The organism is Sphingomonas canadensis, from assembly GCF_026013525.1.
Lineage (GTDB): Bacteria > Pseudomonadota > Alphaproteobacteria > Sphingomonadales > Sphingomonadaceae > Sphingomonas > Sphingomonas canadensis.
Genome location: NZ_JAPDRA010000003.1, coordinates 189,071 through 214,087 on the forward strand (window position 1 = coordinate 189,071; position 25,017 = coordinate 214,087).

21 protein-coding genes and 1 pseudogene are annotated in these 25,017 nt (G+C 69.4%); 9 read left to right on the forward strand and 13 right to left on the reverse strand.

Going from position 1 to position 25,017, the window contains the following annotated elements:
- Positions 1-14: 14 nt before the first annotated feature.
- Together OM513_RS08540 and OM513_RS08545 are read right to left on the reverse strand one after the other, a co-directional pair.
- Positions 15-710 (reverse strand): tail fiber protein, encoded by a 696-nt coding sequence (locus OM513_RS08540; protein ID WP_264943750.1) that lies wholly within the window; start codon positions 708-710, stop codon positions 15-17.
- A gap of 4 nt (positions 711-714) precedes the next feature.
- Complete coding sequence (locus OM513_RS08545; RefSeq protein ID WP_264943751.1) at positions 715-1,188, reverse strand: methyltransferase family protein; 474 nt, start codon at positions 1,186-1,188, stop codon at positions 715-717.
- 91 nt (positions 1,189-1,279) lie between these two features.
- Here OM513_RS08545 and OM513_RS08550 point away from each other — a divergent pair, with 91 nt between their 5' ends.
- Positions 1,280-1,873, forward strand: coding sequence for a class I SAM-dependent methyltransferase (locus OM513_RS08550; RefSeq protein ID WP_264943752.1), 594 nt, complete (start codon positions 1,280-1,282; stop codon positions 1,871-1,873).
- On the opposite strand, the gene OM513_RS08555 is transcribed toward OM513_RS08550, so the two are convergent.
- Both OM513_RS08555 and OM513_RS08560 read right to left on the reverse strand, forming a co-directional pair.
- On the reverse strand, positions 1,848-2,747 hold the full coding sequence (locus tag OM513_RS08555) for a DMT family transporter (RefSeq protein ID WP_264943753.1): 900 nt from the start codon (positions 2,745-2,747) through the stop codon (positions 1,848-1,850). The genes OM513_RS08550 and OM513_RS08555 overlap by 26 nt on opposite strands.
- A 44-nt stretch (positions 2,748-2,791) precedes the next feature.
- Positions 2,792-3,583 carry a hypothetical protein gene (locus tag OM513_RS08560; protein ID WP_264943754.1) on the reverse strand — a complete coding sequence of 264 codons (792 nt, stop codon included), beginning with the start codon at positions 3,581-3,583 and terminating at the stop codon, positions 2,792-2,794.
- 118 nt (positions 3,584-3,701) lie between these two features.
- Here OM513_RS08560 and proS point away from each other — a divergent pair, with 118 nt between their 5' ends.
- Positions 3,702-5,234: a proline--tRNA ligase gene (gene proS / locus OM513_RS08565; RefSeq protein ID WP_264943755.1), complete on the forward strand. Its 1,533-nt coding sequence runs from the start codon at positions 3,702-3,704 to the stop codon at positions 5,232-5,234.
- A 158-nt stretch (positions 5,235-5,392) separates the two neighbouring features.
- The gene (locus OM513_RS08570; protein ID WP_264943756.1) at positions 5,393-6,010 is read left to right on the forward strand and encodes a TIGR02466 family protein; all 618 of its coding nucleotides are present in this window, start codon (positions 5,393-5,395) and stop codon (positions 6,008-6,010) included.
- Between the two features lie 134 nt (positions 6,011-6,144).
- Here the strand turns inward: OM513_RS08570 and OM513_RS08575 are convergent.
- Positions 6,145-6,956 (reverse strand): annotated as a pseudogene (locus OM513_RS08575) (IS5 family transposase).
- A 55-nt stretch (positions 6,957-7,011) separates the two neighbouring features.
- On the opposite strand from OM513_RS08575, the gene OM513_RS08585 reads away from it, so the two are divergent.
- The gene (locus OM513_RS08585) at positions 7,012-7,266 is read left to right on the forward strand and encodes a hypothetical protein (protein WP_264943758.1); all 255 of its coding nucleotides are present in this window, start codon (positions 7,012-7,014) and stop codon (positions 7,264-7,266) included.
- A gap of 20 nt (positions 7,267-7,286) precedes the next feature.
- Here OM513_RS08585 and OM513_RS08590 read toward each other — a convergent pair whose 3' ends face one another.
- Both OM513_RS08590 and glpD read right to left on the reverse strand, forming a co-directional pair.
- Positions 7,287-7,931 carry a hypothetical protein gene (locus OM513_RS08590; RefSeq protein ID WP_264943759.1) on the reverse strand — a complete coding sequence of 215 codons (645 nt, stop codon included), beginning with the start codon at positions 7,929-7,931 and terminating at the stop codon, positions 7,287-7,289.
- Positions 7,932-8,012: 81 nt separating this feature from the next.
- Positions 8,013-9,464, reverse strand: coding sequence for a glycerol-3-phosphate dehydrogenase (gene glpD, locus OM513_RS08595; RefSeq protein ID WP_264943760.1), 1,452 nt, complete (start codon positions 9,462-9,464; stop codon positions 8,013-8,015).
- A gap of 117 nt (positions 9,465-9,581) precedes the next feature.
- On the opposite strand from glpD, the gene OM513_RS08600 reads away from it, so the two are divergent.
- Complete coding sequence (locus tag OM513_RS08600; RefSeq protein ID WP_264943761.1) at positions 9,582-11,954, forward strand: ribonuclease R family protein; 2,373 nt, start codon at positions 9,582-9,584, stop codon at positions 11,952-11,954.
- A 107-nt stretch (positions 11,955-12,061) separates the two neighbouring features.
- The gene (locus OM513_RS08605; protein WP_264943762.1) at positions 12,062-12,424 is read left to right on the forward strand and encodes a hypothetical protein; all 363 of its coding nucleotides are present in this window, start codon (positions 12,062-12,064) and stop codon (positions 12,422-12,424) included.
- 8 nt (positions 12,425-12,432) lie between these two features.
- On the opposite strand, the gene OM513_RS08610 is transcribed toward OM513_RS08605, so the two are convergent.
- Positions 12,433-13,605 carry a saccharopine dehydrogenase family protein gene (locus OM513_RS08610; RefSeq protein ID WP_264943763.1) on the reverse strand — a complete coding sequence of 391 codons (1,173 nt, stop codon included), beginning with the start codon at positions 13,603-13,605 and terminating at the stop codon, positions 12,433-12,435.
- Between the two features lie 363 nt (positions 13,606-13,968).
- Between OM513_RS08610 and OM513_RS08615 the strand changes: the two genes are divergently transcribed.
- Positions 13,969-14,835: a restriction endonuclease gene (locus tag OM513_RS08615; protein ID WP_264943764.1), complete on the forward strand. Its 867-nt coding sequence runs from the start codon at positions 13,969-13,971 to the stop codon at positions 14,833-14,835.
- 24 nt (positions 14,836-14,859) lie between these two features.
- On the opposite strand, the gene OM513_RS08620 is transcribed toward OM513_RS08615, so the two are convergent.
- Positions 14,860-16,659: an ABC transporter transmembrane domain-containing protein gene (locus OM513_RS08620; RefSeq protein ID WP_264943765.1), complete on the reverse strand. Its 1,800-nt coding sequence runs from the start codon at positions 16,657-16,659 to the stop codon at positions 14,860-14,862.
- A 177-nt stretch (positions 16,660-16,836) separates the two neighbouring features.
- On the opposite strand from OM513_RS08620, the gene OM513_RS08625 reads away from it, so the two are divergent.
- Entirely contained in the window at positions 16,837-18,066 is a 1,230-nt protein-coding gene (locus OM513_RS08625; RefSeq protein WP_264943766.1) for a polyhydroxyalkanoate depolymerase, read from the forward strand.
- 36 nt (positions 18,067-18,102) lie between these two features.
- On the opposite strand, the gene OM513_RS08630 is transcribed toward OM513_RS08625, so the two are convergent.
- The 4 genes from OM513_RS08630 to OM513_RS08645 all read right to left on the reverse strand — a co-directional run bounded on the left by OM513_RS08630 (position 18,103) and on the right by OM513_RS08645 (position 21,790).
- The gene (locus OM513_RS08630) at positions 18,103-18,471 is read right to left on the reverse strand and encodes a YkvA family protein (RefSeq protein WP_264943767.1); all 369 of its coding nucleotides are present in this window, start codon (positions 18,469-18,471) and stop codon (positions 18,103-18,105) included.
- 49 nt (positions 18,472-18,520) lie between these two features.
- A complete protein-coding gene (locus OM513_RS08635; RefSeq protein ID WP_264943768.1) occupies positions 18,521-19,468 on the reverse strand; it encodes a glucokinase in 948 nt (315 codons plus the stop codon).
- A 544-nt stretch (positions 19,469-20,012) separates the two neighbouring features.
- Positions 20,013-21,191: an acetyl-CoA C-acyltransferase gene (locus OM513_RS08640; protein ID WP_264943769.1), complete on the reverse strand. Its 1,179-nt coding sequence runs from the start codon at positions 21,189-21,191 to the stop codon at positions 20,013-20,015.
- Between the two features lie 137 nt (positions 21,192-21,328).
- Complete coding sequence (locus OM513_RS08645) at positions 21,329-21,790, reverse strand: MaoC family dehydratase (RefSeq protein ID WP_380916300.1); 462 nt, start codon at positions 21,788-21,790, stop codon at positions 21,329-21,331.
- A gap of 145 nt (positions 21,791-21,935) precedes the next feature.
- On the opposite strand from OM513_RS08645, the gene OM513_RS08650 reads away from it, so the two are divergent.
- Entirely contained in the window at positions 21,936-24,866 is a 2,931-nt protein-coding gene (locus OM513_RS08650) for an L-glutamate gamma-semialdehyde dehydrogenase (protein ID WP_380916293.1), read from the forward strand.
- The last annotated feature ends 151 nt before the right edge of the window (positions 24,867-25,017 follow it).

The following is a 25,017-nucleotide window of genomic DNA, read 5'->3' on the forward strand; positions in this document are numbered from 1 at the left end:
CGCCGCCCGCCGCGTCAGTCGGGGCGGTGCGGCCAGTCTCCGCTGTAGACGATGCACGCCTTCAGCTTCGGCCCGTTCGGCGTCGTCACCAGCGCTGGCGACTGGCGCAGATCGGGCAGGGCGAAGGTCATCTTGCTCATCTCGCCGCCATAGGTGTTGCCGATCAGCGCGAAGAGCGCCTGATATTGCTGGATCGGCAGGATCCGGCCGTCCGCCTCGAACGTTCCTTCGGGGCAATAGTTGGTCGCGAGATAGCGGATCTCGCTGATATAGGGGTCCGCGCTCGCGATTGCGGGCGCGGAACAGCCTATGGCAACTGCCGCCGCGGCGGCGATCTTGAGCTTGCGGTTGATCATCTTCCCCTCCCTTCGATTCAGGAGGGAAACGATTCCGCCCGGCGCCGGCGAAAAGCAAGGCCGCCGCTTGGGGATATGGGGCGGCTCGGCCGCGGGCCAATCAAGGTCCACCGCCACCGAATGCCCCTGCCGCGCGCGGATACTGGTGCAGTCCGGCGACAGCTCGAAGCGCTGCTTGTCGCTCTGCGCCACCGTGTCCAGCACGTCGCCCGCGTCCTCCGCCAGCCCGCGTGCCTTCAGCGCCGCCAGCACCGCGTCGAACGGCGCCCATCCGGCGGCGTCCAGCACGATCCCGCCTGCCGCCGGATCGTGCCGCAGCCACAGCGACATCGCCTTGGACCGCCGGACGCTCATCCGGTCAGAACCAGCGCCGCACGCTGGCCTTGTACGCGCGATAGGCGTCGCCGAACTTGGCCTCCATATAGCCCTCCTCGCGCGCGATCACCTCGCGCTCGACCGCCAGCACCAGCGGGACGAGCAGCAGCGCCACCGTCAGGCTGTCGAGGATCAGCGCGATGCCGAGGTAGGCCGCGGCCATGCCCAGGTACATCGGGTTGCGGGTCCAGCGGTACACGCCGTCGGTGATCAGCGCGCTGCTGGTCTTCCACGGTTCCAGCCGGGTGCCCGCGCGGCGGAACAGCCCGGCCGCGCTCAGCAGCACCGCCGCGCCGCCCACCAGCAGCACCCATCCCGCCGAATGCTCCAGATAATTGCCGAACGGCAGCCCCCAGCGGCCGATCAGGGCATCGAGCAGCATCCCGGCGCCCAGCGCGCCCAGGAACATCAGCGGCGGCGGAAAGCGCACCCCGGCGCTGTCCTTGTCGATCTGCATGCGAACTCTCCCTCCGCGCACAGATGGCGCGGCGCGGCGCGGCCCGCAACCTCCCGCTTGCGTTCGCGCGGGGCCGGGTGAAGATGCGCGGATGGATGCCCGCCGCCACGCCCCCGCCACCGCCCGCAACCGCGAACCGATCGCCGGCGTGCTGGCGCAGGCGCTGCCCCCATCGGGGCTGGTGCTGGAGATCGCGAGCGGCACGGGCGAGCATTGCGCCTTCTTCGCCGGACGCTTCCCCGCGCTCACCTGGCAGCCGAGCGATCCGGGCGCGGAGGATCGCGCGTCGATCGCGGACTGGTGCGCGGGGCTGCCCAACGTGCTCGCCCCGCTCGCGCTCGACGCCTCCGCCGCGCACTGGCCGGCGGCGCGGGCGGACGCGATCCTGTGCATCAACATGGTCCACATCAGCCCGTGGAGCGCCACGCTGGGGCTGATGGCGGGGGCGGGGCGGCTGCTGGCGCCGGGGGCGCCGCTGATCCTCTATGGCCCCTATCGCCGCGAAGGCGTGCCCACCGCGCCTTCCAACGAAGAGTTCGAGCTGTGGCTGAAGGAGCGCAGCCCGGAATATGGCCTGCGCCATGTGGAGGCGGTGAGCGCCGAGGCGGCGGCGCAGGGGCTGGCGCTCGACCGGCTGGTGGAGATGCCGGCGAACAACCTCATGCTGGTCTATCGCCGGAACTGATCTCGCGCCCTTTGACCCGCTCGCGCCACAGGATCACCAGCCCGGCCGCCACGATCAGCGGCGCGCCCAGCCAGGTCGTCGGCGTGGGCAGCGCCGCGAACAGGATCCAGCCGTAGAGCGTGGCCCAGATCAGCCCGGAATAGTCCATCGGCACCACCGCGCTGACCGGCGCCAGCCGCAGCGCCCCGGTTAGCGCCACCTGGCCCGCGCCGCCCGCCACACCGATCCCGATCAGCAGCAGCCACACCATCGGATCATGCGCCTGCGCCTTCATCAGATAGAGCGGCGTCAGCGCGCCCACCGAAAATAGCGAGAACCAGAACACGGTGGTCCCGGCGCTCTCGGTCTTGCCCAACTGGCGCAGCAGGATCGATACGAGCGCGATCCCGAACGCGCCGATCAGCCCCACCATGGTCCCTGCGATCGGGAAATGGCCGCCGCTTGGTTGCGCCACCGCCACCACGCCGATCAGCCCCGCCGTTACCGCCGCCCAGCGATAGCGGCCGACATGCTCGTGCAGCACCAGCGCGCCCAGCACGGTGGCGAAGATCGGCACGGTGAACTGCAGCGTCGTCGCCTCCGCCAGCGGGAGCAGCAGCACGGCGCCGAAATTGGCGAACAGCCCGATCAGCCCCGCCAGCGTGCGCCAGGCATGCGCGCCCAGCCGCGCGGTGCGCACGCCCCCGATCCCGTCCGGCCCGATCCCCAGCCACGCCAGCGCAACCGGGATCGACAGCAACTGGCGAAAGAACAGGATCTCGAACAGATGGGCGCCCATCGCGTCCACGAGCTTCGTCATCGCCATCATGGTCGAAAGACAGAAGACCGCGAACAGGCGCAGGCCCAGCCCGGGAAGGATGCGGTCGGATGCCACGCCCCGCCGCTATGGCATGGCGGACGGCGGGGCAAGATCGCAGGTCAGCTCGCTTGTGCGAGCAGCGCCGCGTGTACGCTGTCGGCGCGCGCTTCCGGCAGTCCATGGACCGCGCGGATGAAGGCCAGGCTGGCGGCGCATCGGTCCTGACCCGACGCCAGCGCCGAGCTGCCGTTCCGCAGAAAGGCGTCGACGGTGGCGGTGTTCATGCCCTGCACGATCATCGCCGATCGAATCGTGCGCAAGTCCGTAGGGGGGATCATCGACGGCTGCCGGTTCGCGGGATGGTCGCGTCCGGCGGCAGCGGCTTCTAGCCGGGCGATCCGGTGGTCGATGAACAGTTCTTCCGGAACGGCCGTGGGCGCTGTCGAACGTACGGATCCCTTCGCTGCGAACGTCGCGCACAGCTCCGGATCGCTTGTCCGCATCGCCTCGAACAGCTTGATCTCGGCCTCCCTATATGCCGCGAGCTGGGCGTGGGGTGCCTGGACGATGTAGCGATCCTGCCGGCGGCTCGCGTCGATCAGATAGCTCAGGATCAGCTCATCCATCTGCGCCGGGGTGGGGCGGTTGCGCGCCTGCTCGGCCACCATCCGCTTCAGCCCTTCGAATTCCTCGGGATGGGTGCGCTTGAGCGTTCCGAACAGCCGTACCTGGCTTCCGCTGCCGGACAGCAGCAGCTTCTCGACGGCCTCGGGCGAGCTCAGATCGCTCGCCGTGACCTGCCGGTCCCGGGTCGAGGGGCGCGGCACGCAGAAGGCGAGCAACCCCAGCGCGACCACCACCGGTATCCACAGCGGCCGCTTGTAGCCATCGTCCCGGTCCAGATATCCCATCGCTGCATCCCCCTCGGCCCGCGGTGAACAGACCATCCGGCGGTGGCCCTTGGCAACCCACCCCCCAAACGGCAGCTCCCCCTTGCCCCGGGCGCGCATTGCGGTATCGGCTCGGGGCATGATCAAGCACGCTCTGTCCGTCACGCGCGAGGCGAACTTCGCGGAATGGTATCAACAGGTCATCGCGGAAGCGGACATGGCCGAGGAATCGGGCGTGCGCGGCTGCATGGTGATCCGGCCGTGGGGATACGGCATCTGGGAACGCATCCAGCGCCTGCTCGATAACGCCATCAAGGCGACGGGGCACGAGAACTGCTATTTCCCGCTGTTTATCCCGCTCTCCTATTTCGAGAAGGAGGCCGAGCATGTCGACGGCTTCGCCAAGGAGATGGCGGTCGTCACGCACCATCGGCTGATCCAGAAGGACGGGCGGCTGGTTCCCGATCCGGAGGCGAAGCTGGAGGAGCCGCTGGTCGTGCGCCCCACCTCCGAAACGGTGATCGGCGCGGCGTTCAGCCGCTGGGTGCAGAGCTGGCGCGATCTGCCGGTGCTGGTCAACCAATGGGCGAACGTGGTGCGCTGGGAGATGCGCACGCGCATGTTCCTGCGCACCGCCGAATTCCTGTGGCAGGAAGGGCATACCGCGCACGCCAGCGAGCAGGAGGCGCGCGAAGAGACGCTGAAGATGCTGGAGGTCTATCGCGCCTTCGCCGAGGATTGCCTGGCGATGCCCGTGGTCGCGGGCGAGAAGCCGGAGAACGAGCGTTTCCCCGGCGCCGTCGCCACCTATTCGATCGAGGCGATGATGCAGGACGGCAAGGCGCTCCAAGCGGGCACCAGCCACTTCCTCGGCACCACCTTCTCCAGCGCGCAGAACATCCGCTTCCAGAACAGCGAGGGCCAGTTGGAGCTGGCGCAGACGACGAGCTGGGGCGTCTCCACGCGCATGATCGGCGGGCTGATCATGGTCCATGGCGACGACGACGGCCTGCGCGTGCCGCCGGTCGTGGCGCCGTGGCAGATCGTGATCGTGCCGATGCTGCGCGACGCGCCGGAGGATGAGGCGGTGCTGGAATATTGCCGCGCGCTGCGCGCTGAACTGGCGGGGCATTTCCAGTTCGGCGAGCCGCTGCGCGTGCTGCTGGACGCCAAGGCGGCGAAGGCCGCGGTCAAGCGCTGGGGCTGGGTGAAGAAGGGCGCGCCGATCATCCTGGAGGTCGGCGGCCGCGACGTGGCGGGCGGCAACGTATCGGTGATCCAGCGCCACCAGCTCTATCGCGAGGACGGCAAGCTCAACGCGCAGGTGATGGCGCGGGGCGATTTCGTGCTGGAGGCGGGCGTGATGCTGGAAAGCATCCAGCAGTCGCTGTTCCTCGACGCGAGCGACCGGATGCAGACCAGCATCCGCCGCGACGTGACCGACTTCGCCGGGCTGGTCGAGGCGTTCGACGAGGGCGGCAAATATCCCGGCTGGGTCGAGGTGAGCTGGGCCAGGCCCTCGGGCGCGGAGCTGGACGCGGTAGTCGAGCGGCTGAAGGCGCTCAAGCTCACCTTCCGCAACGTGCCCAACGGCGCCGGCGCGCCGGAGGGGGAGTGCATCTTCACCGGCAAGCCCGCGGTGGAACGCATCCTGGTGGCACGCGCCTATTGAGGCGTCCCGATCCTCCCCCGCCAGGGGGAGGGAGGGGGCACGCCCGCCCGCTGCGGAAACCGCCCCGCCCGCTGCCGGGGGAGGGCGACCGGCGCTGGCGCATTTGCTCCCGCCCGATCGCGCTGCAAGGATAGGCCCGCGCCAAGGAACGACAGACGATGCCCGAAACCTCGCCCCTCAGCATGTTGTTCGCGACCCAGCTCTACCAGCGGCCGCTGGGCGATGCCGCGCTGATCGCGGACCTGGAGGCTTCGTGCCTGCAACTCGCGCAGGATGACGCGGCCGGGCGCCGCTGGTGCCGCGCGCACGATTATCGCGGCTACACCAGCTATGCCTCGCTCGACGATCTGCCCATCCGCGATCCGGCCTTCGCCGATCTCAAGCGGCTGCTCGATCGCCATGTCGCGCGCTTTGCGGAGGCGTGCGCCTTCGATCTCGGCGGACGCAGGCTCCGGCTCGACAGCCTGTGGGTCAATGTGCTCGACGGCAGGGGCGGGCACGGCGGGCATATCCATCCGCACAGCGTCGTCTCCGGCACTGTCTATGTCGCGCTGCCGCCGGGATCGCGCGGGCTGAAGCTGGAAGACCCGCGCCTCGCGCTGATGATGGCCGCCCCGCCACGGCGCGAGGACGCGCCGGAGCATCTCCAGACCTTCATCGATGTCCAGCCGGAACCGGGCACGGTGCTGCTGTGGGAGAGCTGGCTCAGGCATGAGGTGCCGCCCGGCAGCGGCACGGGCAAGCGGATCAGCGTCAGCTTCAACTATCGCTGGTGAGAGCGGCCGTAGCGTCTGTCCGCCTTTGGCGGAATCGGCACCAGCCCGCTCCCCCACCCGGCCACCCAACGCCAGTCTATCCCATGGGTGGCCGGGTGGGGGAGCGGGCTGGTGCCGCCTGAACAGGACAGACTCTAGGCAGCGTGGACAAATTTGAGCCAGTATATGGTGGTGGCGATATGGACCATGCCAAGGAAACTGTTCGCCAGTTGGTCGTAGCGGGTGGCGATGGCACGGTTGATCTTCAGGTGCCCGAACATGCGCTCGATGCGGTTCCGCTGCTTGTAGAGCCCCCGGTCATGCTCGATCTTTACACGGCGGTTTGATCGACCGGGGATGACAGCCTCGATCTTCCGGTTGGCAAGGTCTGCGCGGATCGCGTCGGCGTCGTAGCCTTTGTCGGCAAGCAACGCGACAGGTGCGCGCTCGGGCAGATCGATCAGCTGCTCATAGGCCTTGCAGTCCGCCGCCTCACCAACTGTCAGGTGGAAGGCAAGCGGTCGTCCGAGGGCATCAGCCAGGCAGTGAAGCTTACTGGTGAACCCGCCCCGCGAGCGGCCAAGAGCGCGTCGATGAGTCCCCCTTTTCCGCCCGCTGCCGAGACGTGGGCGCGGACTGTGGTGCTGTCGATGCTGTAGTGGCCGCTGTCTGCCATGACCTCGGCAAGCGTCACGGCGACGGTCTCCCAGACTCCGGCTTCGCTCCACCGCCGGAACCTCCGATAGATCGTGTTCCAACTGCCGTATTTGGGCGGCACATCGCGCCATGGAGCGCCACAGCGAAGCCGCCACAATATGCCGTTGATGATCGAGCGGTTCTGCCCCGGGCGTCGGCCTCGACCACGGTTTTCAGGTTCAATCGGCAGCAAGTCCTTCAGAACGCGCCATTCCGCTTCGGTGAGATCGCCCCGGCTCAAGCCTGCCTCCAAAAAGCAGCCTTGAATCAATCAACAGCGCTCGCGTCAATTGCGTCCTCGTCGAATAGGCGGCAAAACATGATCCATGGCAAAGCCAATACCCACGAGATTTAGCGTCCTTGCCGAAAATGAGGCTGCTGCCATCGCGTACCTCGAAGCACGCGGCTATTCTCCAATGGCCATCGAAAAGGATGATGGTGGGTTGAGCGTATTGATCTTCAGGCCGCTTCCTGACGATCAGATGTTTGGACTGATCCAAGCCTTGCCGGCGCATCTGAGCGCCAAGATCGGCATCGTTATGGGCAACCAGCCGCCGTTCGCATCAAAGCTCGATCACTGACCTGAATTTGTCCACGCTGCCTAGCGCGCGGGCATCCGGCGGAAGGCGAGCGCGGTGACCAGCCCCAGCATCGCCCCGGCCGCGCAGCCGCCGGCAAGGCCGTTCAGCACCGCGCCCGCGATGCCGATGCCCAGGTCCACTCCCGCCGCCAGATAGATGAAGGGCAGCGCCACCGCCCATCCCAGCGCGTTGAACAGCACCCACCAGCCGCTGGCGCGCGCCGCGCCGCGCAGTGCGATCGCCTGGGCTCCGCCGAACAGCGCCCCCACCGCCAGGCCGAAGGCCGCGGCCATGACGGCGGTGGCCAGCGCGCCGGGATCGGGCGGCGGCGGCCCCGCCGGGACGCTCGAGGCGAGAACCGAGAAGGACGATCCGATCACCCATCCGGCCATCGCCACCGCGATCGTGGCGCCCGTCCAGCGCGCGGCCGAAAGGCGCGGGTAGAAGGCGCGCAGCGCATGCGCCTGCAACAGCCCCAGCACGGCGCCCTCGAACAGCCCCGACAGCCCCTTGGCGGCCAGCATCGCGGCCTTGGCGGCGGCGCTGACCGGATCGGGCTCGATCCGGTCCATCGTCACCCACCACAGCGCGGCGACGGCGATGCCGATCAGCTCGCCCGCGGCGCAGGCGATCACCCAGCGGCGAATCGGGTGGGCATGGGGCATTGCGGGTGTCCTGTCGCCGCGACCGTCTCGGCCTTGCTGCCGCCGTCGCTATCGCCCGCCGCTTTGCGCGGCCATCGGGGCTTATCCGGATCGCGCAAGCGCCGCCGTCACCCGTTCGGCCATGCCCGGCACGCCGGCCAGTCCCAGCTTGCTGCGCCGCCACAGCACGTCCTCGGCCGTGCGCGCCCATTCGCGGTCGCGCATCCAGGCGATCTCGATCGCGGTAAGCCCCGCGCCGGCATCGCTTCCCATATCAACTTCGGCGTCGACATGTTCCAGCATGGTGCCGAGCATGGAGCCATATGCGCGCGCCATCCGCAGGCTCCGCGCCGCGCCCAGAAAGGGCCAGCGCGCGCGCACCTGCTCCAGATAGCGGTCGAATTCCGGGATAGCCCCGCCGGGGAACACGCGGCCCCGGCTGGTGGCGGAAACCTCGGTGCCCAGCAGCGGCGCGATCCGCGCCATCGCGTCCTCGGCCAGCGCCCGCGCGGTGGTGATCTTGCCCCCGAACACCGATAGCAGCGGCGGGCCTTCGCTATCTATTTCAAGCAGATAGTCGCGCGTCACCGACTGGGCGGCGCTGGTCCCGTCGTCATGCAGCGGGCGCACGCCGGACCAGCGCCACGCGATATCGGCGGGGGTCACCTGGTGCCGGAAATAGCGGTTCACCGCCTCGCACAGATAGGTGGCCTCATCATCGGAGCATTGCGCATCCTCGGGCCGCTCGACGGGCACGTCGGTCGTCCCCACCTCGGTATGGTCGCCATAGGGGATGGCGAAGACGATCCGCCGGTCGGGCTGCTGCAGGATATAGGCCTGATCCCCCTCGAACAGCCGCGGCACCACGATATGGCTGCCCTTCACCAGCCGCACCGCCGATCGTGCGCCCGTCCCCAGCCGGCCGAACAGCGCCGCCACCCAGGGGCCGGCCGCGTTCACCACCATCCGCGCCTGCACGCTGCGCCCGTCCGACAGCTCCGCGTGCCACAGCCCGTCCGCGCGGCGGGCGGAGAGCAGCTCGGTGCGCGTCGCGATCTCCGCGCCGTGGAGCGCCGCGTCCTGCGCGTTGGCGATCGTCAGCCGCGAATCGTCCACCGCCGCGTCCCAATAGACGAAGCCGCCATGCGGATGGGCGAGGGAGGCGGTCAGCCCCGCATCGCCGCGCCCCAGCCCGCGCGAACGCGGCAGCGAGCTGCGCCCCGCGAGCAGATCGTAGAGCAGCAGGCCCGCGCGGACCATCCACCAGGGCCGCAGCGCATGGGCGTGCGGCAGCACGAAGCGCAGCGGATGGATCAGGTGCGGCGCCGCCGCCAGCAGCCGCTCGCGCTCGTGCAGCGCCTCGCGTACCAGCCGGAACTCATAGGTTTCCAGATAGCGCAGCCCGCCATGGATCAGCTTGGTCGACGCCGACGAGGTGTGCGCGGCAAGATCGTCCTTCTCGACCAGCAGCACGCTCAGGCCGTTCAGCGCCGCCTCGCGGGCGATGGCGCAGCCGTTGATGCCGCCGCCGATGATCAGCAGGTCATGGGCCATGTCCCGGCAATAGCGGGCGCGCGGCCCCGGAGGCTAGGGGCGTGCCGCCCTTTCGATTGATCGCATTCGAACTTGTCCGGTTGGTATCGCCGCGCCGCGCGCCTATATCGGGGGTCAATGAAAAGACAGAACAAGCAAGTTGGGCTGCCCACGCGGCAGCAGATCATCGATTTCATCACCAATTCCGATACGCCGGCCGGCAAGCGCGAGATCGCGCGCGCCTTCGGGCTCCACGGCCAGGACAAGATCGCGCTCAAGGCGCTGCTCAAGGACATGGCGGACGAGGGGCTGATCGACAGCGCACCCGGCCGGGCATTCCACAAGATGGGCGGGCTGCCCCGTGTCACCGTGCTGCGCATCACCGATGTGGACGACGGCGGCAACGTCTGGGCCCAGCCGGAACGCTGGGAGGCCGAAGGCGTGCCCGAGCCGCGGCTGAGGGTGCGCGAGCGCGGCAAGCGTTCGGAGCTGGCGCCCGGCGACCGCATCCTGGCGCGCACCGAAGAGGCCGGCAACGGCTGGATCGCGCACCCGATGAAGAAGCTGCAGCGCGGCGAGGCGCTGATGCTGGGCGTGCTGCACGAGGAGGGCGGCAAGCTCTGGCTCCAGGGCGTCGAGAAGAAGGAGCGCCGCGACTTCCCGGTCTCCGACGCGGGCGGCGCGCAGCCGGGCGATCTGGTGCTCGCAGAAAAGGCCGGCCGCCCGCCGCGGATCACCGCGCGCGTAACCCAGCGGCTGGGCGACCCGTTCGAGCCGCGCAGCTTCTCGCTGATCGCGATCCACAAGCACGGCATCCCCAGCGTCTTCGGCGAGGAAGTGTTCGAGGAAGCGGTACGGGTGGCGAAGCTCCCGATCATTCCCCCCCGAGCTCCGCTCGGGGAAGGGGACCGCGACGCGAAGCGGCGTGGTGGAGGGGCGCCGTCGAAGACGGCGGCTGACGCCGCCGCCCCTCCACCGCCTTCGGCGGTCCCCCTCCCCGAGCAAGCCCGGGCAGGATTTAGGGAGGACCTCCGCCACCTGCCCATCGTCGCGATCGACCCGGCAGATGCGCGCGACCATGACGACGCCGTCTGGGCCGCGCCGGACGACGATCCCGGGAACCCCGGCGGCTGGAAGGCGATCGTGGCGATCGCCGACGTCAGCTTCTACGTCCGCACCGGATCGGCGCTGGACCGTGAGGCGCGGCGGCGCGGCAACTCGGTCTATTTCCCCGATCGCGTCGTGCCCATGCTGCCCGAGCTGCTGTCGGCCGACGTCTGCTCGCTGAAGGCGGGGGAGGATCGCGCCGCGCTGGTGTGCCACCTCCAGGTGTCGAAGGACGGCGCGCTGAAGGCGTGGCGCTTCACCCGCGCGGTGATCCGCGTGGCGGCGAACCTGGCCTATGAGGATGCGCAGGCGACGTTCGACGCGGGCGAGGGCGCGATGATCGACGCGCTCAGGCCGCTGTGGGGCTGCTGGGCCGCGCTCGACAAGGCGCGGCGCAAGCGCGATCCGCTGGACCTCGACCTGCCGGAGCGCCGCGTGGTGCTGGACGAGAAGGGACGGATCATGTCGGTCGCCCCGCGCGAGCGGCTCGACGCGCACCGGCTGATCGAGGAATATATGGTCACCGCCAACGTCGCCGCGGCCAAGGCGCTGGAGGCGAAGAAGGCGCCGGTGATGTACCGCATCCACGAGCCGCCCGCGCGTGAGAAGCTGGTGGCGCTCAAGGACTATCTGGCCACCTTCGGCGTCGAGTTCGCGCTGGGGCAGGTGATCCGCCCGGCCACCTTCAACCGCGTGCTGGAGCGTGTCGGCGATGCCGATTTCCGTCCCCAGGCGATGGAGCAGGTGCTGCGCACCCAGACCCAGGCCTATTACGGGCCGCAGAACGCCGGCCACTTCGGCCTGGCGCTGGGCAGCTACGCCCATTTCACCTCCCCGATCCGCCGCTATTCCGATCTGGTCGTCCACCGTTCGCTGGTGGAGGCGTACCGGCTCGGCCCCGGCGGGCTGACGGCCGACGAGGCCACCACCATGGAGCGTATCGGCGAGAGCATCAGCCAGCTCGAACGCCGTGCGATGGAGGCGGAGCGCGAGACGATCGACCGCTATGTCGCCGCCTATCTGGCCGAGCATGTCGGGCAGGTGATGGATGCGCGGATCACCGGGGTGCAGAGCTTCGGCTTCTTCGCCACGGTGGAGGGCGTGGGCGGCGACGGACTGGTCCCCGCGCGCGATCTGGGCACCGAATATTTCCGCTACGACGAGGCCGGCCAGCGGCTGGTGGGCGACGATAGCGGCGAGGAATATGCGCTGGGCCAGCGGCTCCGGCTCCGGCTGGCCGAGGCCAATCCAGTGTCCGGCGCGCTGCGCTTCGAACTGCCCGAAGGGAGCTTCGGCGGCGCGGGAGGCGGGCGCGGGCCGGGGCGGGGCAAGGGCGGCCCCAAGCGCGTGCTGAAGCGGCGCGGACGGCCCCCCGGCATCCGGCATCAGGGCAAGCGGCGCTAGCCTTACCGGCGCGCGGCGGGACGATGCGTGCGGTCGGGCCGCGCAAGAACGGTTGACGCTGCGGCCCGCACCCTTAGTCTCACCCGCGAACCAGTCTGGGAGCCACCATGTTCAAGTATCTCATCCCCGCCGTCGCGCTCGTCTTCGCCACGCCCGCTGCCGCGCAGAGCGACGGTGTCGCCGAACTCGTCGCCACGGTTGCCGAGGGCATGCAGTCGATGGTCGGCTCCGAGTTCGAGGGCGGCCTGACCATCACCCAGATCGGCGCCGAGGGCGAGATTCTGGTGATCGGCGTCGGCGGCCCCAGCGGCTGGCGTGCCGGGCTCGACGCCGATGACGTGTCGGACGCGCTGCTGAGCGGATTCTGCAAGGAGGGCGCGGATTTCTTCACCAGCGGCGCCAAGCTGCGCGTCGAATCGGAGGATGACGGCCGCACGCTGGTGGGGCCGGTGGTCACCGCCTGCCCCTGACGCGGCGGTCAATCCGTCGCGAAGCTGATCCCCGCATTGGCCTCCAGCCGCTTCACCAGCGGCGCGGCCATGATCGCGCCCGGCGTCCAGATGCCGCCGGGCGCGTCCGGCACGTCCCGGATCAGGCATAGCGCGGCCTCGGCGATCATCTTGCTCGTCGAGCCATAGCCGGGATCGCGATCGCCCTTCACCGTGGCGGTCACCCGCTCGCCGCCCGGCATCTCCGCGACGAACAGCAGCTCGTAGAAGCCGGTGTCGCGCTCTTCCTTGCTCGGCCCCTCGCCGGGCTTGGGGCCGCCGTCGCCGGCGCCGATCGCGGGCATCTTGGCGATCGCCTCCGCCGCCGCCTTGCCCAGATCGCCCAGGCCGGGGGCGATCATCATCTCGTCATATTGGAAGTCGTCGCCATAGGGGCGGCCGGACAGCGCGTTGGTCCGGTGGACGTTCTTGGTATTGATCACCGCCATCACGAAAGGCGCGACCCAGGCGCCCACGGCTGCGTCGTAATGCGGGATGGCGCCGTTGGGCTGGTCCGGCCCGCGGAAGCCGCCCGCCAGCGCGAACGGATCGAGCAGCGCCTTAAGCACCGATGGATCGCGCGCCGCGGCGGCCATGCTGGCCTTGGCGCTGGCGGCGGTGCCGCCGGAGAAAGTGCCCTTCATCGCCTTCACCCGGCCCTTCACGCGCGGGGCCGGGCGCCCGAACCGGGTGATCGCGGCCTGCTGCGCCGTCCATACCCCAAGATCGAAGGGGATCGAATCGAAGCCGCAGGAAAAGACGATGCGCGCGCCGCTGGCCTTGGCCGCCGCCTCATGCTTGGCGATCATCTGCGCCATCCATGCGGGCTCGCCGCATAGATCGGCATAGGCGGTGCCCGTCGCGATACAGGCCTCCAGCAACGGCTCGCCGTAAAGCTGGTAGGGGCCGACGGTGGTGATCACCACGCTGGCGCGCGCGGTCATCGCCTCCAGGCTGGCGGGATCGTCGGCGTTGGCGGTGATCAGCGGGGTGTCCGCGGGCGCGCCGATCGCGTCGCGCACCTCCTGCAGCTTGGTCAGCGAACGCCCGCCCATCGCCCAGCGCACGTCCTTGCCATAGCGTTCGGCGAGATATTCGGCGACCAGCCGGCCGGTGAACCCGGTGGCGCCATAGACGATGATGTCGAACTCGCGCGATGCCATCCGCTTCCCTCTCCATTTCGATCCGGCGGTCCCGGAAGTTTATCATGATGCGCCGGCCGCATGGCCTGTGCCCGCAGCATACTCCATATTCCAAAGCCAAGCCGCTGGCCAACAGCAAAGCGGGTGGCGCGCCACGCTACCCGATATTCGAACCGGCAGAACACGCGCCGCCGCCCGGCCGCGACCGGGCAAGGCGATCCCGCATGGGACACGCCTTCGCGTAGCGGAGTGATGGAGTAGCCGGAGCGTCGCGGAAGCATTGCCGCCTGCAATGACTATTGGCGATGGCGGCACCGGTGCCTAGTCTGCCCGGAAAGGAGATGGTGATTGGCTAATATCTCGCGCCGCCGGACCGGTGAGTTCTTGCGCAGGCTCTTTGAAATACTGCTCGCCGAGCCTGAGGGAGTCGGTGCCGCCGCGGCGTTGGAAGCCGTCCGCGCGTCGATGTCCCTGACCAAGTTCGAGTCCGATCATTATCCATCCGGCGGCCAGCGTTTCGAGAAGATCCTTCGCTTCGCCACCATCGATTGCGTCAAGGCGGGCTGGCTGCACAAGAACAAGGGCATCTGGACCGTCACCGAGGCGGGGCGTCAGGCCTATTTGAAATACGCGGATCCGGAGGCCTTCTACAAGGAAGCCTGCCGCCTATACGGCGAGTGGAAGGCGCAGCGGGACGCGACTTCGGTTCAGCCTGGAGAAGCCGCCGAACCAGAGGCGATCGACGAGGCGGCCGAGAAGCTGAGCGTGACCGTCGAAGCCGCGATCGACCATGCATGGACCGAGATTTCGGCCTATCTCCATTCCACCGATCCGTTCGAGTTTCAGGAGATGGTCGCCGGGCTGCTGCGCGCGATGGGCTATCATGTCGCCTGGGTCTCTCCGCCGGGGAAGGACAATGGCGTCGACGTCATCGCGTTCACCGATCCGCTCGGCGCCACTGGGCCGCGGATCAAGGCGCAGGTGAAGCGCTGGCAGAGCAAGATCGACAGCGACGGGCTGAAATCCTTCCTCGCCACGCTGTCGACGGGCGATGTCGGCATCTATGTCTGTCTAGCGGGTTTCACCAAGGACGCGCAGGATTATGCGCGCAATCAGGAGACCCGGCGGGTCACCCTGATCGACGCGCGGCGCTTCTTCGACATGTGGGTCGAACATTATCCGCGCCTTGGCGACGAGGCGCAGCGGCAACTGCCCCTCGTGCCGGTCTATTTCCTCGCGCCGCCCGACTGAGCCTGCGCGCAGGGCCGCCGGGAATCAGGCCGGCTCGTTGAACTGCAGCGCCGCCAGCCGGGCGTAGAGGCCGTCGCGGCTCACTAGTTCGGCATGGGTGCCGCTTTCGACGATGCGGCCTTCCTCCATCACGATGATGCGGCTCGCCGCGCGGACGGTGGCGAGGCGGTGGGCGATCACCAGCGTGGTGCGGTTCTCCATCAGGCGATCGAGCGCGTCCTGAACCAGCCGTTCGCTCTCCGCGTCCAGCGCGCTCGTGGCCTCGTCGAGCAGCAGGATGGGCGCGTCGCGCAGCAGCGCGCGGGCGATGGCGATGCGCTGGCGCTGGCCGCCGGAAAGCCGCGCGCCGCCCTCGCCCAGGAAGGTGTCGAGGCCCTGGGGCAGATCGCGCAGGAATTCGGCGGCGTTGGCGGCCTCGGCGGCCTTCCACAGTGCCTCGTCGGGCGCGTCCCACTTGCCATAGCGCAGGTTGTCGCGAGCGCTGGCGGCGAAGATCACTGTTTCCTGCGGCACCAGCGCCATGCGCTCGCGGACTTCGGCGGGATCGGCGCGCTTCACCGGCACCCCGTCCACGCGCACCTCGCCGCCTTCGGGGTCGTAGAAACGCTGGACGAGCTGGAACAGTGTGGACTTGCCCGCGCCCGACGGGCCGACCACGGCCACCGTCTCTCCCGGGCTCACCGACAGGCTGAAATCGTCGAGCGCCAGCACCTCCGGCCGGGTGGGGTAGCGGAAGCGGACCTGATCGAACACGATAGCCCCCAGCGGCGGCACGGGCAGCGCTACCGGATCGGCGGGCGCTGCGATCTCCGGCTCCTCCGCCAGCAGCTCGGCCAGGCGGCTGGCGGCGCCCGACGCGCGCAGCAGATCGGTGTACACCTCGGTCAGCGCGCCGAACGATCCGGCGACCAGCGCGGAGGTGAACACGAAGGCTGCGATCGCCCCTCCGCTGAGATGCCCGGACGAGACCTGATAGGCGGCGTCCCACATGATCAGCGTTAGCGCGGTGAAGAACAGCCCGATCACCGTCGCGGTGGTGAAGGCACGCAGCGCGATGCGGCGCTTGGCGGCGGCGAAGGTGGCGGCGACGGTATCGGCGAAACGCTGCGCCTCGCGCGGTTCCTGGCCGAACGCCTGGACGATGCGCATCGCGCCCAGCGTCTCCACGGCGTTGGCGCCCACCTTCGCCACGCTGTCCTGGCTGCTGCGCGAAAGCGCGCGCACGCGCCCGCCCAGCAGCACGATCGGGATCACCGCCACCGGGATGCCGATCACCAGATAGGCCGCGAGCTTGGGCGACAGCGTGAACAGATAGATCACACCGCCGGTGCCCGTGAGCAGGTTGCGAAGCGCGATCGAGACGGTGGAGCCCACCACCTGTTCGATGATCGCGGTATCGGCGGTCAGCCGCGATGCGATCTCCGACGGGCTGTTCTCCTCGAACCAGCGCGGCGGCAGGCGCAGCAGGTTGCGCTGCACCGCGACGCGCATGTCCGCCACCGTCCGCTCGCCGAGCCAGGAGACGAAGTAGAATCGCGTCGCCGTCGCCACCGCCAGCACCGCGACGACCAGCAGCAGCCCCTGGAAATAGGTGCTGATACGGCTCATGTCCGCGCCTGCGGTGAAGCCGTGGTCGATGATCTGCTGGAAGGTGCGCGGGATCCACAGCGTCGCCAGCGACGAGGTGACCAGCGCCGCCATCGCCACCGTGAACACCAGCGGATAGCGCCGCGCGAAGCCCCAGACGACGCGCAGGTTGGAGAGCTTGCGCTTGGGCTGCGCAGCCGGGGCGGGCGGGGCGGGAGGCGATGCTTGGTCGGCCATTTCGCACGCGGCCTAGCGCGAATGCGGGTCCGGGGGAAAGGCTGTTTCCGCGGTTGCGCAAATGGGACGGTGCCGGAGCATACCCGGAATTCGACGGACGTTGCACCGCACCATGACCACGCTATAACCGCGCGGGCCGCCGCCGTTTGCTATGGTGACGGACGGGGGACGCGAGTGATGCTTTATAACGCTTACGAGATTCAGCGCTCCTGGCTTGCCGGCGCCAGCGCCGTGGCCAATTTCAGCGCGGGGCTGCTCAACAACCCGTCCAATCCCTTCGCCTATTTCGGCGGCGGTCCGGTGCTCGCCTCCGCGCTGGAGGTCTTCGCCCACGCTTCGGCCCCGCGCGGCAAGCCCGCCTTCGGGCTCGATCGCACCACCGTCGGCGGCACCGAGGTCGCGGTGCATGAGGAGGTGGTGCTGCGCAAGCCGTTCGGCCAGCTCAAGCGCTTCGTGCGCGAGGGCGTGGAGGGCGGTCCGAAGCTGCTGATCGTCGCCCCGATGTCCGGCCATTTTGCCACGCTGCTGCGCGGCACGGTGGAACGGATGCTGCCGGTGGCGGACGTCTATATCACCGATTGGCGCGACGCGAAGCTGGTGCCGCTGGCCGACGGGCGTTTCGATCTGGACGACTATATCGACTATGTCGTCGAATATCTGACGCATATCGGCGGCGGCAGCGAACGGCCGCACATGCTGGCGGTGTGCCAGCCCTCGGTGCCCTGCTATGCCGCGGCTGCGCTGATGAGCGCGGACGGCCACCCGTGCCGCCCGCGCACGCTGACCATGATGGGCGGCCCGATCGACACGCGCGAGGCGCCCACCGCGGTCAACACGCTGGCGACGGAGCGGCCGCGCGCCTGGTTCGAGCAGAATGTGATCGCCACCGTGCCGGTCACCTATGGCGGGGCGGGGCGGAAGGTCTATCCGGGCTTCCTGCAGCTCGCCGGGTTCATGACGATGAACCTGGGCAACCACATGATCAGCCATTGGGAGATGTTCAAGCATCTGGTGGTCGGCGACGACGACAGCGCCGAGGCGACCATGGCCTTCTACGACGAATATCGCGCGGTGTGCGACATGACCGCCGAATTCTATCTCCAGACGATCGAGACCGTGTTCCAGAAGCACGCGCTGCCGCAGGGCGAGATGGCGCACCGCGGCCGCCCGGTCGATCCCGCGACGATCACCGATGTCGCACTGCTGGCGATCGAGGGCGAGCGCGACGACATCTCCGGCATCGGCCAGACGCGCGCGGCGCTGGAAATCGCCACGGCGCTGCCCGCCGGGCTGAAGCATTACCACCTCGCGCCCGAGGTGGGGCATTACGGCATCTTCAACGGATCCAAGTGGCGCAACCGCATCGCCCCGGTGGTCGAGCGCTGGATGGCCGAACACTCCGGCTGAAGGCCGGTTGAGGCCGGCCGAGGTCCGGGCGCGCGATCAGTCGAAGTGGAAGGTGGCGGCGCTCCACGCCAGCCAGGCAAGCGCCAGCCATAGCGCGACGACGATCGCGATGCCCCAGCGCGACACCGGCCGCTCCGCTGCGGCCTCGGCCGCCGCGCGGTGCTCGGCCAGCACCTCGGCCGGAACCAGCCTTTCGAACAGCCATGCGCCCGCCGGGATCAGCAGCGCATCGTCCACCAGCCCGAGCACCGGGATGAAATCCGGGATCAGGTCGATCGGCGAAAGCGCATAGGCCGCCACCAGCAGCCCGATAAGCTTGGCGAGCAGCGGCGTGCGCGGATCGCGCGCGGCTAGCCACACGGCATGCGCCTCGACGCGGATACGATGGCCTAAGGTCGGTCCCATGGCACGGCTATGGACGGGCAGGGCGGGGTGGCGCAAGCGGCGTGGCGGTTCATCCGTCCAGCGCGGCGGCGGCACCGATCAGCTCCAGGTCGTTGCGGTTGACCAGCGCCACCGGGACGACGCCTAGCTGGCGGCGGAACGCGGCCTTAGCCTCCATCCGGCGGCGGAAGCCGGCGTCGGCGAGCTGGGGCTGGAGCGCGCGCGCGATCGCGCCGGTCAGGAACACGCCGTCCCACGCGCCGAACGCCATCGCCACGTCGCCCGCGAACGAGCCGAGGTGCTCCACCCACATCCGCACCACGCGCGTCGCCAGCGGATCGCGGCCCATCGCGCGCGTCACATCCTCCGGCCGGGCGAGCCGCTGGCCGCCGCTCAGCGCTTCATAGGCGGTGAGCAGGCCCGGCGCGCTCAGCAGCGTCTCGGCATCGACCTGCTGGCCGCGGGCGATGCAGAATTCGGCGAACTTCTGCTCGTCCACCGTCTGCGCGGCGAAGCTCATGTGCCCGGCCTCGCTCTGCACGGGGACCAGCTTGCCGCCCGCGCTGATCAGCGCGGCCACGCCCAGCCCGGTGCCCACGCCGATCACCAGGTAATTGCCGCCGGCCTCCACCGCGCGCGGCGCGGGGCCGTGGAGCGGGGTGAAGGCGCTGGCGGGGACGCGGGTGAGCGCCAGCGCGTTGGCGGCGCATTCGTTCAGCGCGCGCGGCCGCTCGCGCAGCACCGCCTCCACGCCGGAGAGCGAGATGTACCAGCGGCTGCCGGTCAGGTTGATCAGGTCGCCATGCACCGCGCCCGCCACCGCCAGCACCGCGGGCAGCCGGGCGTCGTGCAACCCGGCGTGCGCCAGATAGGCGACCAGCGCGCTGGTGAAGGTCGGGTGATCGGCGGTCAGATATTTGCGGACCTCGCGCGGCATCGGGCCGCCATCGCCGCCCACCAGCCCGAACCGGACCGACAGCCGGCCGATATCCGCAACGAGCGCGAGCGCCCCGGGCATCGCCGTTCCCCTCTCCCCATCGTCCCCATTCTGCGGGGATCGAATTATGGTAACGCTACCAATGTCGCGGGAAATGGCAATGGCGTTGTCGGGCAGGCACGGGAGGCGGCTGAACGGAGCTTCCATCGGCGGGCATTGTCGCGCCGCGCGGTTAGCGCCACATGAGACGGCGCACCGGTAGAATCGCGGATGCCGCCGGTGTGGCGGGAGCATCGCGTCTCAGATCCGGGGCGCGTTCCTCGGCGGATTGAACGCAGTCTGCTGTGGAGGCCGGGCGGCGGTGCCCGGGTGGCGGCGTTGGCCCGCCTCGATTTGAATCAAGCGAAGGCCCGGACGGCGCGGAGAAGGACTTGCCGCGATAGCGGCCCTCCATGTCCAGCGCCGCCGCAGGCGGGCCGTCGCTTGGGTGCCTTCGGCGCAAGCAAGCGAAGCATCTCCACGCCTCCGCACCTTCGCGTGAACCATAAACCAAGCCGGCGCGGCCCAGCCCGTTCGGCCGGTCATTGCCGGAGCGTGCCTGTGCGGCACGCCCCGGTCAGGCGCCTCACAGCACCTCGAACAGACCCGCCGCGCCCTGGCCGCCGCCGATGCACATGGTGACGACGACATATTTCGCGCCGCGGCGCTTGCCCTCGATCAGCGCGTGACCGGTCATGCGCGCGCCCGACATGCCATAGGGGTGGCCGATCGAGATCGCACCGCCGTTGACGTTCAGCAGCTCGCCGGGGATGCCCAGCTTGTCCTGGCAATAGAGCACCTGCACCGCGAACGCCTCGTTCAGCTCCCACAGGCCGATGTCGTCCATCTTCAGGCCAAAGCGATCGAGCAGCTTCGGGATCGCGAACACGGGGCCAATGCCCATCTCGTCGGGCTTGGTGCCCGCCACCGCCATCCCGACATAGCGGCCCAGCGGCTGGAGCCCGCGCTTCTCGGCCAGCTTCTCCTCCATCACCACGCAGGCGGAGCTGCCGTCCGAAAGCTGGCTGGCGTTGCCGGCGGTGATGGTGCCGTTCGGCAGCACCGGCTGGAGCGCGCTCAGCCCCTCCAGCGTGGTATCGGCGCGGTTGCCCTCGTCCTTGGCCAGCGTCACCTCCTTCTGGGTGACCTCCTTGGTCTCCTTGTTGGTGACGTTCATCACCGCGGTCATCGGCACGATCTCGTCGTCGAACTTGCCTGCGGCCTGGGCAGCGGCGGTGCGCTGCTGCGACTGGAGCGAATAGGCGTCGGTGCGGTCGCGCCCGATGCCATAGCGCGCGGCCACCACCTCGGCGGTTTGCAGCATCGGCATATAGGTGTCGTCGTGCATCGCGATCAGATCGGGATCGGCCTGCACGCGCATCTGCGGCGTCTGCACCGTGCTGATCGATTCCAGCCCGCCGCCTACGGTGATGTCCATATTGTCGACGATCACCTGCTTGGCGGCGGTGGCGATCGCCATCAGGCCGGACGCGCACTGGCGATCCAGCGACATGCCCGCCACGCTGATCGGCAGCCCGGCGCGCAGCAGCGCCAGGCGGGCGATGTTGGGCGACTGGCTGCCCTGCTGGAGCGCGGCGCCGAACGCGACGTCGTCCACCTCGGCCGGGTCGATTCCGGCGCGGGCCACGGCATGCTTGATGGCATGCGCGCCGAGCGAGGGGCCGAGCACCGCGTTGAACGCGCCGCGATAGGCGCGGCCGATCGGCGTGCGGGCGGTGGAAACGATGACTGCGGAGCGGGACATGCTGTTTCTTCCTTTCTCTATGGCCCCTCCGCCGCGGCGCGAGGGGGGTGGGATGGGGCATGTCCGAAAGCGATGTCGTTCCGGAGACATGCCGCACCCCCGGGCCGCGCTCCCCAGGGAGAACGGCCCCGTTCGGGTCACACGTAGGTCAATCTAATCCATTCGGCGATCAGGGCGGGGCGTTCCTGCCCCTCGATCTCAAGCGTGAATTCGGTGGCCTGCTCCCATACGCCGGGCTTGCGCTCGACGAACTTGAGCAGCTTGAAACGGCCGCGCACGCGGCTGCCCGATCGCACCGGGGTCATGAAACGGACTTTGTTGCCGCCGTAGTTCACGTCCATCTTCGCGCCCGCGATGGGGGGTGTGGGCGTCTGCGCCGCGAGCATCGGCATCAGCGAAAGCGAGAGGAAGCCGTGGGCGATCGTGCCGCCGAACGGCGTCGCTTTCGCGCGTTCGGGATCGGTGTGGATCCATTGATGATCGCCGGTCGCGTCGGCGAACTTGTCGATCATCGCCTGGGTCACCTCAACCCAGTCCGAAACGGACTCGCTGCCCACCTGGGCGGCACGCTGTTCGGGGCTTACCGGCTCGAAGGCTATGGTATCCAAAGAGACTATCCTCCCACCGGCTTTCGTATCATAGCGCGGCATCCCATCTAGTGAGCGACGCGGGTCTCCCGCAAGCCCTTGGCTGACCGGATATTTGAAAATGACGAATGACGTTACGTCGTCCCCACGGTTTTCCATGGTTGCGCTGCACCGCGCGAGCGAACCCGAAGTTCTAAAGCCGCTTCTGGAGCGCGCGCGGCTGACGCCCGATTCGCGGCGCCGGGTGATGGGCCATGCGCTGGCGCTGCTCGCCGATCTGCGCGCCGCGCAGAACCGCGGCTGGGTAAACCAGTTCCTCCAGGAATACCGGCTGAACTCGTCGGAGGGCGTGGCGCTGCTGAGCCTGGCCGAGGCGTTCCTGCGCGTGCCGGACCCGGAAACCGCGGACCTGCTGATCGCCGACAAGCTGGGCGACGCGGACTGGCGCGCGCATGCCGGGCGTTCGCATTCGGTGCTGGTCAATTCGGCCACCTGGGGGCTGATGCTGGGCCGCGCGGTGGTGGGCGAGCAGGGCGGCGTGCTGCGCCGGCTGATCCAGCGCGCGGGCGAGCCCTTCGTCCGCCAGGCGGTGGGCGCGGCGATGCGGCTGATGGGCGAGGTGTTCGTGATGGGCCGCACCATCGGCGAGGCGATGGACCGCATGGCCAGGCCCGAGCACCAGGGCTTCACCGCCAGCTTCGACATGCTGGGCGAGGCGGCGCGCACGCGCGAGGACGCCGAACGCTATTTCGAATCCTATCGCAACGCGATCCGCGCGGTGGGCGCCGATGCGGCGGCGGGCCATTCGGTGTCGGTGAAGCTCTCCGCGCTCCACCCGCGCTACGAGGTCGCGCAATATGACCGCTGCGTGCCCGAGCTGACCGCGATGCTGGCCGATCTGGCCGCCGATGCGGCGGCGCTGGGCATCCCGCTCACCGTCGATGCGGAGGAGAGCGAGCGGCTGGAGATGAGCCTGGACATCATCGGCGACGTCGCCGCGCGTCCGGGGCTGAAAGGCTGGGACGGCTTCGGCATGGCGGTGCAGGCCTATGGCAAGCGCGCCCGTGCGGTGATCGGCTGGGCGGACGCGCTCGGGCGGCCGATGAACGTGCGGCTGGTGAAGGGCGCCTATTGGGACAGCGAGATCAAGCGCACCCAGGTGGAGGGGCTGGCCGATTACCCGCTGTTCACGCGCAAGGCGGCGACCGACGTGTCCTACCTCGCCTGCGCGCGCGACATGCTGCAGGCGAAGAACATCGTTCCCGCCTTCGCCAGCCACAATGCGCTGACGGTGGCGACGATCCTGGAATGGGCGGGCGAGACGCGCAACTTCGAGTTCCAGCGGCTGCACGGGATGGGCGAAGGGCTGTACGAACGGCTGGTGCGCGAGCAGGGCTATCGCTGCCGCGTCTATGCCCCGGTGGGCGGCCACCGCGACCTGCTCGCCTATCTGGTCCGGCGGCTGCTGGAGAACGGCGCCAACTCCAGCTTCGTCCACCAGCTCGCCGACGAGCATCTGAGCGAGGAGGAGCTGCTCGCCGATCCGGTGGAGAAGATCGCCGCGGTGGGCGGCACGCGCCACCCCAGCATCCCGCTGCCCGTCGATCTGTTCGGCGAATGGCGCAATTCGGGCGGGATCGATCTTTCGGTACGCGAGGTGCTGGTACAGACCGCGCAGGGCATTGCCGCCGCCCCGGCGACGGCGGGCACGGACGCGGCGGACCCGGGCGCCGCCGAGGCGGTGGACCGCGCCGCCGCCGCCTTCCGCGACTGGGCCGATACCCCGATCGACGATCGCGCCGCGATCCTGGAGCGGCTGGCGGACCTGCTGGAGGAGAACCGGATCCCGCTGATGGCGCTGGCGGTGAAGGAGGCGTTCAAGACCATCCCCGACGCGCTGGGCGAGGTGCGCGAGGCGGCGGATTTCTGCCGCTACTATGCCGCGCGCGCCCGCGCCGATCTGTGGCCGGTGGCGTTGCCGGGGCCTACCGGCGAGCGCAACGAGCTGCACATGGAGGGCCGCGGCGTCTGGGCCACGATCGCGCCGTGGAACTTCCCGCTCGCGATCTTCCTGGGCCAGACCGCCGCCGCGCTGGTGGCGGGCAATGCAGTGGTCGCCAAGCCTGCGCCGCAGACGCCGGAGATCGCGCGCGCCGCGGTGGCGCTGGCGCACCGGGCGGGCGTGCCGCAGGACGCGCTGGTGCTGTGCCCCGGCGGGCCGGAGGCGGGCGCCGCGCTGGTCGCCGATCCGCGCGTGGCGGGGGTGGCCTTCACCGGATCGACCGCCACCGCGCGGCGGATCGCCCGCACGCTGCTGGAGGACGAGCGCCGCCCGCTGGTGCCGCTGATCGCCGAGACCGGGGGCATCAACGCGATGATCGTCGATTCGACCGCGCTGCCCGAACAGGTGGTGGCGGACGTGATCACCTCCGCCTTCCGCTCGGCGGGGCAGCGCTGCTCGGCGCTGCGCCTGCTGTTGCTGCAGGACGATATCGCCGAAGGCGTGATCGCGATGCTTAAGGGCGCGATGGACCTGCTGGTGCTGGGCGATCCCGGCGATCCGGCGACCGACATCGGCCCGGTGATCGATCGCGCCGCCTATGACCGGCTGATGGATTATCGCGCGGCGATGGAGCCGCAGTGGATCAAGTCGCTGCCCGCGCCCGCGGGCGGGCTGTTCGTGCCGCCCACGCTGATCCGCCTGGCGGATATGGACGCGCTGAACCAGGAATGGTTCGGCCCGATCCTGCACGTCGCGACGTGGAAGGCGGGGACGCTGGGCGAGACGATCGCGCGGATGAACGCAAAGGGCTATGGCCTCACCATGGGGCTGCACAGCCGCATCGCGCGATCGGGCGAACTGGCCGAGGCGCGGGCGCGCGTGGGCAACCTCTACATCAACCGCTCGATGATCGGCGCGGTGGTGGGCAGCCAGCCGTTCGGCGGCGAAGGCCATTCGGGCACCGGCCCCAAGGCGGGCGGGCCGCACTATCTCCAGCGCTTCTGCGCGGAACGGGCGGTTTCGGTGGACACCACCAGCGCGGGCGGCAACGCCACGCTGCTGAGCCTTGACGAAGGCGGCATCTGAGGCGCGAATCCCCCTTCGCGCGACTCGCCGCGCGAATCGGGGGGGCAGGATGCGGGGATTGATCAGGGCGGGCGCCTGGCTCGCGGCAGTGGCGCTGGCGGCAACAATGGCGGCGGCCGCGGGAGCCAGGGAAGAGGGCGGGGCCGCTTCC